Origin of the sequence: Microcystis sp. CS-574 (assembly GCF_028329095.1) — a bacterium.
Classification (GTDB): domain Bacteria; phylum Cyanobacteriota; class Cyanobacteriia; order Cyanobacteriales; family Microcystaceae; genus Microcystis; species Microcystis ichthyoblabe_A.
This window is the reverse complement of the sequence record NZ_JAQMSY010000098.1, coordinates 1-12,091: the sequence shown is the minus strand read 5'-3', so window position 1 is coordinate 12,091 and position 12,091 is coordinate 1. Positions and strand designations below refer to the sequence as shown.

Annotated in this window: 10 protein-coding genes; 7 read left to right on the top strand and 3 right to left on the bottom strand. The window is 42.2% G+C overall.

The window, feature by feature from the left end:
- Window positions 1–16: 16 nt before the first annotated feature.
- Window positions 17–1,531, bottom strand: coding sequence for a SagB/ThcOx family dehydrogenase (locus tag PN470_RS07675; protein WP_271937746.1), 1,515 nt, complete (start codon window positions 1,529–1,531; stop codon window positions 17–19).
- Between the two features lie 125 nt (window positions 1,532–1,656).
- Here PN470_RS07675 and PN470_RS07670 point away from each other — a divergent pair, with 125 nt between their 5' ends.
- From PN470_RS07670 to PN470_RS07640, 7 genes are all read left to right on the top strand, one after another.
- On the top strand, window positions 1,657–2,940 hold the full coding sequence (locus tag PN470_RS07670) for a flotillin family protein (protein WP_271937744.1): 1,284 nt from the start codon (window positions 1,657–1,659) through the stop codon (window positions 2,938–2,940).
- Between the two features lie 168 nt (window positions 2,941–3,108).
- Window positions 3,109–3,486 (top strand): phosphomannose isomerase type II C-terminal cupin domain, encoded by a 378-nt coding sequence (locus PN470_RS07665; RefSeq protein ID WP_002773075.1) that lies wholly within the window; start codon window positions 3,109–3,111, stop codon window positions 3,484–3,486.
- Between the two features lie 48 nt (window positions 3,487–3,534).
- Window positions 3,535–4,086 (top strand): bifunctional adenosylcobinamide kinase/adenosylcobinamide-phosphate guanylyltransferase, encoded by a 552-nt coding sequence (cobU, locus tag PN470_RS07660; RefSeq protein WP_002736797.1) that lies wholly within the window; start codon window positions 3,535–3,537, stop codon window positions 4,084–4,086.
- A gap of 5 nt (window positions 4,087–4,091) precedes the next feature.
- Window positions 4,092–4,886 (top strand): class I SAM-dependent methyltransferase, encoded by a 795-nt coding sequence (locus PN470_RS07655; RefSeq protein ID WP_271937741.1) that lies wholly within the window; start codon window positions 4,092–4,094, stop codon window positions 4,884–4,886.
- A gap of 9 nt (window positions 4,887–4,895) precedes the next feature.
- Window positions 4,896–5,486, top strand: coding sequence for a 3-isopropylmalate dehydratase small subunit (gene leuD, locus PN470_RS07650; protein ID WP_271937739.1), 591 nt, complete (start codon window positions 4,896–4,898; stop codon window positions 5,484–5,486).
- A 101-nt stretch (window positions 5,487–5,587) separates the two neighbouring features.
- Window positions 5,588–5,764 (top strand): hypothetical protein, encoded by a 177-nt coding sequence (locus PN470_RS07645; protein WP_002737666.1) that lies wholly within the window; start codon window positions 5,588–5,590, stop codon window positions 5,762–5,764.
- A 65-nt stretch (window positions 5,765–5,829) separates the two neighbouring features.
- Window positions 5,830–7,902, top strand: a complete 2,073-nt coding sequence (locus PN470_RS07640; RefSeq protein WP_271937737.1) for an AAA family ATPase — start codon at window positions 5,830–5,832, stop codon at window positions 7,900–7,902.
- A 29-nt stretch (window positions 7,903–7,931) separates the two neighbouring features.
- On the opposite strand, the gene PN470_RS07635 is transcribed toward PN470_RS07640, so the two are convergent.
- The gene (locus PN470_RS07635) at window positions 7,932–10,169 is read right to left on the bottom strand and encodes an FUSC family protein (RefSeq protein WP_272104216.1); all 2,238 of its coding nucleotides are present in this window, start codon (window positions 10,167–10,169) and stop codon (window positions 7,932–7,934) included.
- A gap of 208 nt (window positions 10,170–10,377) precedes the next feature.
- Window positions 10,378–11,823, bottom strand: a complete 1,446-nt coding sequence (locus PN470_RS07630; protein WP_272104214.1) for an Ig-like domain-containing protein — start codon at window positions 11,821–11,823, stop codon at window positions 10,378–10,380.
- Window positions 11,824–12,091: the final 268 nt, after the last annotated feature.

Genomic DNA, 12,091 nt, shown 5'->3' with positions numbered 1-12,091 from the left:
ATGGTTCAAACTCACCCTAAAAAACCTTCGGTCGGCCTAAAGTAGTGATATAGATAACTGCTTCATCGGAGGGAATTCCTAACACTTCATTAACTTGATCATCAAAAAAACCACCGATACCACTAACCCCTAACCCCAGATGAATAGCTGCTAAATTTAATCTCTGTCCCAAATGACCCGCATCTGCATGAAGATAACGATAGACTCGATCGCCGTATTTAGCCACTGCTTTTGACAGATCCGCCGTATGAAAAACCACAGCAGCCGCATCCCGTCCCAAATCCTGACCTAAACAGAGATAATGTAACTCTTGCCGGAAATTTTTAAAGCGAATTTGCCGCAATTCTTGGGCTTTAGGAGCATAATAATAACAGCCTTCCTCTAATCCAGTTACTGCCGAAACAGCGATAAAAGTTTCCAATAAATCTAGATCAAAATAATCGGGATTGGGATCGAGATTTTGGTCGGCATAATCTTGGGGTTGATAGGTAAAATGCAGCAGCGCTCGCAATTCGTCTAAACTGAGACTAGCACCACTATAAGCGCGGGTAGATCTGCGTTTAAGCATCGTACTTTCCAGATCGACTAAATCTTCCCCCCAATTGACGGGACGAGATGTCACCGAAACTTTTAGACAAAAAGGAAAATTATATTTATCTTCCCAATTAGACGGGGTAATATTTGCTTCTATCTTCTCATCTGTGGCTATGATAGTCGCTTGGTGTAGAGAGTTTAATAATTCCCCCTCGGCAATTTTGGGATAAAGAGTCGTGGTTGTCGAAGGGAGTGCCGTGGTACTAGGGGGGAGATTTTGCCGGATATTGAGCAGATCTGCCAAAGGAATCACCGTCATGACACTTTCTTTCTCGGAATCGAGATAAAGCAATTCATTCATCTGACTATCGTTAAAACCACCGATTAAATGAGCGCGATAGTCATTAATCGAGGCTGATAGCTCAATATTGCCCAATAAATGCCCTGTATCGAGGAAAATACGCCGATAGGCTCGATCCTCGTAGCGCCAAGCGGATCGATAAAAAATGGCACTGGTAACTAAAGCGATATCGGTATTTTCTAAAACAGGATTCCAGAAACAAGCAGATTGTAGGTTCGTCCAGACATCACTTTCCCAGAATAAAAGCAGCGAGTGACTTTGACCTTGATAACTGTAGAGACCGGCGGGTAAAAATTCCGTGCCACGGGAGATCAGATAGACCTCGGCGGGGTATAATCCACCAGCAGAGGGTGCAGAACGTAGGTACAAGGGACTACCCATAGTGGCGATTTTGGCAGTTAATCCATAGCTACAGCCCAAAATTCGCGATATACGTCGCCAAAAGTCTCCTTTCTGGGGAACTGTTTGACGGGAGAGGTAGGGTTTGAGATCGAACGTCTGACCGATTTTGTATTCTTTGAAGGGATAGGGTTGTTGACTCCAATCAAGACCTTTACTTTTTGAGGCGATCGTCTGGGGGTCGTATTTGGTCCGCTCGTGGTAGTATTGGGCGATCGAGATTGGCTGATCTGGCATGATAAAGATAGGCTGTCTAAGCTTTACTTTTTAGTTTAATATCGATGACCCCCAAAAAATCAACCAGCCAGAGAGTCGATCGGCTAAAAGTAAAGATAATCACCAATTTCACCCACATAAAATCTATGGAAATTATCGCTGTTTTACTGGGAGTTTTCGGTTTAGGGACAGGTGCGGGTTTATTAGTCATCCGTAACTATTATCACATCTGTCAACCGAGTGAAGTTTTAATTTTTGCCGGCAGTCGTCGTCCCACGGCCACGGGCAAAACCATCGGTTATCGTTTGGTAAAAGGGGGCAGCAGTATTCGTTTACCGATGCTAGAACAAGTGTATCGAATGGACTTGACCAACATGATCATCGATCTCAGGGTGGTTAATGCCTATTCTAAGGGCGGTGTGCCGTTGATCGTCACCGGGGTGGCGAATATTAAAATTGCCGGGGAGGAACCGATTATTCATAATGCGATCGAGCGTTTATTGGGCAAGAAACGCAACGAAATCGAACAATTGGCTAAAGAAACCCTCGAGGGCAATTTGCGCGGTGTCTTGGCGAATTTAACCCCAGAACAAGCGAACTCCGATCAGATTGCTTTCGCTAAAAGTCTCCTAGAAGAAGCGGAACAGGATCTGGAAAAATTGGGTTTAGTTTTGGATAGTTTGCAGATCCAGAATATTTCCGATGAGGTGCGTTATCTGGATTCGATCGGACGGAAGCAAAAAGCCGAATTACAGAGAGATGCCCGGATAGCCGAAGCAAAAGCCCGAAAAACATCGATTATCAAGAATTCCGAGAATCTACGCCTAACCGCTTTGCGTCGTATCCAAAAAGATTTAGAAATAGCCAAAGCTGACGCAGAAAAACGGGTGCGCGACACTCAAACTAAGCGCGGCGCCATGATTGCCGAGGTAGAATCGGTGGTTATGTCCGATTTAGCTAAAGTACAGGCAGAAGTGGCGGTACAAACTGCCCGAATTAAGCAGGTGAAACAGCAATTACAAGCAGATGTGATCGCCCCTGCGGCAGCGGAATGTCAACAAGCGATCGCAAAAGCCCGGGGGGAAGCAGCCAAAATTATCGAACAGGGGAAAGCGCAAGCGGAAGGAACCAAAAAACTGGCGGCCTCTTGGCAAGGAGCGGGAAATAACGCTAAAAACATCTTTTTATACCAAAAACTGGAGTTATTGCTGAAATTAATGGCCGCTAGTGTGCCAGAAGTGCAGGTGCAAACGGTGACGGTGGTGGACGGGGGTGATGGTAATCTTGTCCCCAAAATGACTGCCTTTGCCGAACAATTGCGTCAAGCTACCGGAGTGGATCTGGTACAAATGGCTAATCGCATAGCACAAACCGAGCCATCTGTCAAGGGAAAAGAGACAAATTTTGATTTTAAACAATTGCCCTCTTGAATCAGTTATCAGGAGACAGGAGACAGGAGACTATTTTTATTTATTCTTCCCATCCCCCCATCTCCCCACACCCTACACCCCACACCCTACACCCCACACCCCTTGAGCTAATAGCTGCAAACCAGAGATTGTCCACTAGAATGTTAATCAAGTTTGGAGACCACCGCCATGGATGACTTAATTAATGATCCCTCCCCTTCTCCCCAAGACATAGAAATGACGCGGACTCCCCCCTGGGGAACGGTGACGGTATTGGAGGAAGGTCCGCGGTATCGCATCAATCGCATTGTCATTAAACCCGGCCATCACATGAGTACCCAAATGCACTACCATCGCAGTGAACACTGGATTGTCGTCTCCGGTACAGCGCGGGTAATCTGTGATGAAAAAGAAACTCTCCTCAAACAAAAAGAATCTACATACGTTCCCATGAATACCCGTCATCGGGTGGAAAACCCCGGTTCTATTCCTCTGGTGATGATTGAGGTGCAAAATGGCGAATATTTAGGAGATGATGATATTCACCGTTTTGATGATGCAGAATAGGACAGTTTTCTTCCGTATATACTTTAGTTATTTGCCAAAATCTCGATCGTGGATGAAAAAATTATCCTAGTTACAGGGGCTGCCCGTTCTGGGAAAAGTGAATGGGCCGAATATTTAGCCAAAATCAGCCAAAAACCCGTTATTTATATCGCCACCTCCTCGGTGGATGAAAAAGATCAAGAATGGTGCGATCGCATTGAAAGACACCGGCAGCGACGTTCCCCCCAATGGCAAACCCAAGAAATTCCCCGACAATTGAGCGAAACTATTGATAATAGCCCATTTACTCACTGTTTATTGATCGATTCCCTCGGTACTTGGGTAGCCAATTGTTTAGAAATGTCGGCAGCCGAATGGTTAGAAATTAGCGATCGATTCTTGTATTCCCTCAAAAATGCGGCGGTTGATGTTATTCTGGTGGCGGAAGAAACCGGTTGGGGTGTGGTTCCCGCTTATCCCCTCGGTCGTCTGTTTCGCGATCGTTTAGGCGATCTCTGTCGTAGAATTGGCACAATAGCAGACGCGGTTTATCTAGTTACCGGAGGCCATGCTCTTAATTTAAGTCAATTGGGTCAGTCTTTGTCGATAATTGGGCAATAGAGAAGATGAGCAACGATTATCAGCGTCAAGTAATTGATTTTTATGCCCTTCGTCACGATTACGATAACGATTTTACACAAGCTCGCGCCCTTAAATTAGTAAATTATCTCTATTTACAAAAAAGCCAATCTGTGCTAGACGTGGCAACGGGAACGGGATTTATAGCGGTAGCAATTGCCCCAAAAGTAAAAAGTGTCATCGGGGTTGATTTCACGCCAGAAATGATTGCCAGAGCCGAAAAAAAGCTAGAAGCATTAAATATCGAGAATATTGACCTAATTAACGCCGATATAGCTGCCATTGACTTTGCCGAGTCTAGTTTCGATCTGATTACCTGTTCTCTGGCGATTGCACTTTTCCCCGATATCCCGCAAGTGCTGGCAAAATGGTATCAATGGTTAAAAAAAGGCGGTTCGGTCGCTTTTTCCTGTAATAATTTAGAATCCCACTTCCTACCCTTGATCAGTGGTGTTTGTCGCGAAACCTATGGTTTTGAGTTGCCTAATCTGCATACTCCCATCGCCACCCCGGAAAAATGCCATCAATTGCTGGAAAATGCGGGATTTACCAATATATCGGTCAATGTCGAACAACTAGGTCGATATTTGCCCCTAGAAACCGCCAAAAACTTCTGGTATGGGCAGTATTTTTATCCTCAGCATAACCCTTTTGACCGCCTATCGGCTGGCGAAATTGCGACTCTAGTGAACAATTATCGCCGAGAAATCGAGAAAAATGCCACCGATCAGGGGGTATGGCAAGATGCAACCACCTTTTTTATCACTGCTAGTAAAACTTAGAAAAAGATCATGAGTCAAGTTAAAACCATCTCCGGACGAGCTTTACCCTTGCGAGGCAACGATATTGACACCGATCGCATTATTCCGGCTCGTTTTTTGCGTTGTATCACCTTTGAAGGTTTAGGCGAACAAGTGTTCGCCGATGATCGAGCCGCTTTACAGGGGAGTCATCCTTTCGATCTACCCCAGTACCAAGGGGCGAAAATTCTGGTAGTCAATGGTAATTTTGGTTGTGGCTCTTCTCGGGAACACGCACCGCAAGCGATTTTACGTTGGGGAATTCAAGCAATTATCGGGGAAAGTTTCGCCGAAATATTTTTTGGCAATTGTATCGCTAATGGGGTTCCCTGTGTCACTGCTGAGGCAAAAACCATCACCCATTTACAGGATTTAATTGGAGCTAATCCCGAAATTCCCGTCGATCTTTCCTTGACAACCATGACAGTGGAATGGGGGGATTTTGTCGCTACCGTGTCTATGAATGAAGGTTCCCGACAGATGTTAATAGAAGGGGGTTGGGATACCTGCAGACAGCTGTTACAAAATCTCGATCTGATTCAATCTACCGCGCAAAAGTTACCCTATTTAAGTTTCGTCTAGGGAAACAATCTAGGCTGAGGGTGCGTTAGCAATAGATTAACGTACCCCGGCAGGGATTTTGTTGGAAATGCAGCAGCTGTAAATATTAAAAAATCTGCCCTATGACTAATCCTGATAATAATCTCCAAAATATCCAAGAACCGATTTTAAACGCTCCCGAAGATGTGCGAAAAATCATCGATCGCGTTTTAAAATTGGAAAGAGATAAGTTATACCAGCGCAATCCTCGCAATATCAATGATGATGTTTTAACAATTATTAAAGAAGTAATCCAATAATCAGTTATCAGTTATCAGTTCACTGTTCACTGAAAAAACTTGTCCATCATCCCCTCTATATAAATATGAAACTACTATCAATAAAGTTATGTAATTTTCGACAATTTTATGGCAAGACTCCTGAGATACATTTAGCGGCGAGTTCTCGCAATACGACGGTAATTTATGGCAATAATGGGGCAGGAAAAACAACAATTTTAAATGCTTGTACCTGGGTTCTTTATGAAAAATTTACAGCAGCTTTTGCCGAACCAGAGTTATTAGTTAATAAACGGGCAATTACCGAAGTAACAACGGGAACCTCCATAGAATGTTCCGCGGAAGTAAACTTTGAACATGAAAATAAACGCTATCAGGTAAAACGAAAATTTTTCGCCTACCAAGATGTAAATAGTAAGATTAAATACGGTTCAAATAGTTTATATATGCTCTACGCTGGTGATGATGGTAATTGGTACACACCCAATCAACCAGCGGAGGATATTATTAATCAAATTTTACCCGAAAGTTTACACCGTTATTTCTTTTTTGATGGGGAATATATCGATCATCAATTTCGTAGTAGCAGCCAAGGTAAAATCGCCGAAGATACAAAAGAATTATTGGGAGTTAAAGTATTAGATCGAGCGATCGAGCATTTAAAAAAAGCTAAGAAATCTTTACAAGATGAGCTTAAAGATTTAGGGGAATCGGATTTAAAAAAGTTATTAAAACAGGAAAGTAAAATTGAGCAGGATTTCGAGAAATTAAAACAGCGTCAGCAAGATATTATTAGCCAGTTATCCCAGCAAGAAGAATTAAAAAAAGCCGTTACTAATCGCTTACTAGAGTTAAGTGGTGCCGAGGAATTAAAACAGTTAAAAGAAAAATTAGAACAACAGGAAAGAAATCTGCGGCAAGATTTAGTCAGAACTAAGGATAAGTTAAAGAAATTAATTTCTCAGCAAGCTTATCAAGTCTTTTTAAAAGAAATTAATCAAAATTTTCAGCAATTAATCGATCGCCTACGACAACAAGGGGAATTACCCAGTGGTATCAAACAGCAATTTGTCCAACAATTATTAGAGCGGAAAAAATGTATTTGTGGTCAGGAATTACAGGAAAATAGCCAAGCTTATTTACAGGTACAAGATTGGATGAATAAAGCAGGAATGGCCGATGTAGAAGAAGCAGCCATTCGCTTATCTTCCACAGTCAAAGAAATAGATAAACGAGTCTTAGATTTTTGGCAAGAAGTGGATAGTTATCAAGCTAATATTCACCAGTGGCGCTTAGAATTATCTTTAGTAGAATCAGAATTAGATGAAGTTCGGGATAAATTTCGCCATTATCCCGATGAAGATATTAAAAATCTGCAATCTCGCTTAGATGCGATCGAGGATTCCCTAAAAGATTTACGCTTGGAACAGGGCAGCAATAAAAATCAACTAGATATCTATGAAAAAGAGTTAGAATCCCTGCAAAAACAGGTACAAAAACAGCAACAAAAAGAGGAAAAATCTAATTTAGGACAACGACGTATTTTAGCGACTCAAGAGGCAATTAATCGCATTAGTGAGGTAAGACAGAGATTAGAAAATCAGTTTCGTTTGTCCTTAGAAAAACGGGTACAGGAAATCTTTAGCTCAATTTCTTTTACTCCCTATATTCCCCGTATTAGTCCCGATTACGAGGTAAGATTATTAGAAAATACCACAGGATTCGCAATTCCCGTGGCAGCTTCTACTGGAGAAAATCAGATTCTTAGTTTATCTTTTATCGGGGGAATTATCGATCGAGTGCGAGAATGGAGTCAGAAAAATACTTTGATGGGAATTGATAGCAGCACTTTTCCTCTGGTGATGGATTCCCCTTTTGGTAGTCTTGATCATATCTATCGTCGGCAAGTTGCGATCGCTATTCCTAAATTAGCCAATCAGTTAGTTGTTTTAGTGACAAAAACTCAATGGAGAGGAGAAGTAGAAACCGAGATTTCTCCCTATATTGGTAAAGAATATGTGTTAGTTTATAATTCTCCGAAAGCAGATTGTCAAGAGGATTTAATTAATCTTCATGGTGTTGATTATTCTCTGGTTAAACGCAGTCCTAATAATTTTGAATATACGGAAATTATCGAAGTTAATCGATTTTCCTCCTGACTACTAAATTCTGTTGTTATAACTAAATTTTAACTTCTAATAAAACGATCAATTGCTGTGTTCATTACCCCAACGCGACTGGATAATTCCACAAGTTCCGTGGTGACAATATTATAATCCCCTAAATATTTCTGGAGATTAGTTCCCTCTTTTTGATGGCCAATTTCCACTAACCTTTCCTCTCGCAATTCTTGCAAATGATCGAGGATATTTTCTAAAGTATCTTCGAGGGGAGGTAAGAGAGAAGGAGGATTATTTGCTTGCAAAGCTTGGGTTAATTGCGTCAAAGCTTGGGTTATTTGTTGCGTGAATAGACTCAGATCAGGATGGGGAGGACTACCGCGATATTGTTCCAATTCCGTCAATAAAACTGTCACCCCGCGACCAAAACGAGGAATATAATTACTCAAAGTTATTGCCGGTTCCATTTGTGGAAAGGGTGTGCTAGGATCGTCAATTAATCGTTGTAAGGCCGTTTGCATAGTTGTATTTGCTCGTCGAGCTTTATTGCGATAGGAAGATAAAATTGCAGTTTGATAGGATGATTCTCCCAAATAAACTGCCATAACTGACTGAAAAAATATTTGATTAGCTTCTAATGCTTTAATGGCAGCGAGGGAAAAACGTTCATCTTCATTAACCCGTAAAAAACCGAAGGAAAGTACAAAGGCTAAAGCACTACCGATTAAAGTATAAACTATTCTGATATACTCTAAATTAATCCCGTCATTGCTGGCATCGAGACGACTGATAATTAAAGCAAAAATTGTGATAAAAAATACGGCTAAACTATAGTGAAATCGCACTAAAGCTAAAGCGATCGCTATAGAAATCACCCCAATAATTTCTAACCAGATCGAATTATCTATAATTGGCAACAATGCCAAAACAAAAAACGAGCCTAAAATCGTGCCAAACACCCGATTAAAAAAGCGTTGAAAAGTCAAGCTAAAATCTGGTTTTAACACAATAACTAAGGTTAAACCAATCCAAAAACTATGGGTAATTCCTAGCTTATTGTAAATCAAAACTCCTAGCGCACTTCCCAAACCTAAGCGTAAACCATGGCGAAATAGGGGCGATTCTAGATTAAAATTAGATTTTAATGGTTCCCACCAAGCTTTTTCTTGACCGTACTCTTTTTCTATCCCTTCAAAGTTCCGCTGCCAGGGATTTTTTTTATCTGGAAATTCCTCGCTTTGCCGCAAATGTTGCGCTGTTTCACTGGCTATTTTTAGCTGTTTAAATAATTTTTTTAAACGATTATTTAATTGCGAAATTGCCACATAACTGCTATAATCATCCTGAGCATTTTTTAAAACTTTAGCTTGCAGGTTTTTTTGTTGCTCGATCGCCTTGAGTAATAGCTGCAAGCGCTCACAATCCGGTCGTTTATTTCTACCCAAAATTAACCCGGCAATATCTTCGCTAATTTCCGCCACTTGCACGAGAATATCTTCTAATAAAATACCCACCGTGGTCAGTTGTGGCAAGGGATGAAGATGAAGCAATTCTCGCAGCGCAATTAAGCTGGTATTAATGCGATCGCTATCTTCAATCAAGACGATTAACAATTCCCGCAGCTCATTCTTTCCCCAACGTCCCCGACGCGTCAAGGTGACAGTTTTCCTCGAACGGAGCAACAGTTGGCGAATTTGGTCAAAATATGGCTCCTCATGAGCATTAGAACAAGAGTGTAAAGGCAAAGAACGGAGATAGGTGGCGATACCCTGAAAATTTTCCGCTGTTACCTGACGTAAAGGCTGATTAGGACGAAAAGGCCAGATAAACAGGGCTAAAAAAATTGTCCATCCCCCTCCCAACACAGCAATTCCGGCCCGTTGTAAAGCGACGATCATATCTCCCGATGGCAAAGAAACGGCCAAAAGCAGCAATAAACTGATTACTACCCCAGCTAACGCCCCATTTTCCCCGTAAACCGTCAAATAACCCGCTAGAAACAACCCGCAAAAAACTATCACTACGGTCAATCCTAGCCAAGCACTGGCTAATGTGCCGATAATCAAAGCTAAAGCCATCCCGATAGTCGTAGCGACTAGGGTTTTCGCTCTCAGGCAGTAAAGTCCCCCCACATCCGCTAAAATCAAGGTTTGAGCCGCTAAACCGACCATTAACCCCAATTCTGACCGATCTAAAATATCACCGATAATAATCGGCACTGTGATGGCTAATAAAGTCCGAATCCCCCGCTCGATCTCGATATCGCCACTGGGACGCAATAAAAAAGCAAATCGCTGAAGTAGCATATAGCACTTATCTTAATGGTAAGGTATGAGGTTTTCGTTTTCGGGAGTCAGCATTCTCCGAGTCACCTGATTAGGGAAAGATTTCTCTCCTGTCTCCTGACTTGAAAGAGGGTGTAGGGTGTGGGGTGTAGGGAAGGAAACCTCTTTCATCTGTGGGGGTGAAAATTTTTTCATCGGGACTGACTCCTAACTCCTTAATTCTGCTGTGTTAGGGCAGCCAACGGGGTTTGAAACCAGGGTTGAGTTCTTGAGGTAAAATTTTCGGGATGCTATTGGGACTGAACTGATCAGGAAGCGGTAATAACCAGAGACGACCATCGGCAATACTCGACCCCTCCCCAGTGACTAAATCATTTCCGACTCCAAAAGGTATGGTTGCTAACTGATCAAATAATAAAGCCACGCCATCGGGAGACATACTCATCTGCACGTCACGATAATTAGGTAAGGCCAGCAGGGGGATCATTTTACCCGTTTTTAGCTCAATAATCGCTAAAAATGGTTCTTCTTTCACCTTGCCATCGCTGCCCATAACCAGATCGCTTTTCAGACAGTAAAGGGTTTTTTCCTGTCGCGGTTCAAATTCACAGCTAATAATCGGATTAGCTGTTCTTAATAGTAGTCTTGACTCTCCCTGATCATTGAGCAAAAATAGCGATCGCTGATTATCTGGTTCCGATTTCACCATGAGTTTTTGGCGACCATCCCGGGAAAAAGCGAGTATTTTCTCGTAGGTGGGCAAAAATTGCGGTTTTCCCCCTTGCACATCCAAAGGAATCACCGCTACTCCTCCCGTTTGACTGACAACCGCTTTTTTACCGTCGGGAGATAGTAAAAAAATATCCCCTTGTATTCCTAACGGTCGCGATTGTCCATCATCCCTGATTACCCATAAACTGGCATCCCCCGGATTCCCGTGATTGATTCTCTGCACGATTAGAGTTTTGCCGTTATCTGAGAGATTAAAGCGCAGATTTTGATAGGTTTTCGCATCTAAAAACCTTTCTATACGACCACTAGGCAAATTTTGACTATTTTCGTCATGATTTAAACCCGTGGTAATTGTGTAAAGTTGCTGTTTTGGGGTATCTCGTCCTAAGTCAGAGCGATCGAAGGCCGAGAATAAAATTCTATCCCCCCTCGGATAGATTTGAAAATCCGTGACCACTAGATCCCCAGGGGTAAGGATGGTTTTTTTCAGTTCTGTGACCTTATTTGCCCCCTGAATGATATTACAGACGATTAAACGGCCTCTTTCCTCTTGGTTGACTCCAATATAGGCAAAAGCTCGATCATGGCTGTAAAATTCGCCGATAAAGTCCTCACCTTGGGCAATGGGTAACTTTACTTGATATTTCTTGCCGTAGATGGGCAATTCCGTCAAAGTATAGGTCAAGCGATCTCCGGCCCAGCTAATTTTACCCGGTAAGGGAGGATTGATCACCAAGCTGGTTTCTATATCGGAACGGTCAATCGGTCGATTAAAACTTAAAGTAAAATAATTGTCCCTAACGCCGATTTTTCGCCCTTGCCAGCTAAAATTCTCCCCTCGGGTCGGGACTTGATTTCCCTGGATCAAAATCGACGATATCGCGGCAATTAAAGCCAAAATACTCGCTAACACTAAGCGATCAAACCAAGCTAATCTTTTCATCAGTTATCAGTTATCAGTTATCAGTAGTCGGTCGTCGGTCGTCAGGAGATTGCTTTTATTTATTCTCCCATCTCCCCCCTCTACAATAATTACTCGCCACCAGAAACACCTTGCGCCCGTATCATACTTTGTGCTTTTTGTCAAAAAAACTTTTTTTTTGCAATAAAACTACACAAAAAAAAGATCATCGTTGTGGGTGAAATTGACTCATTTACCTGTCTTAATTAGGATCACCTTCTAGGTGTGGCAAGGGTTTCAACCGTTGCTG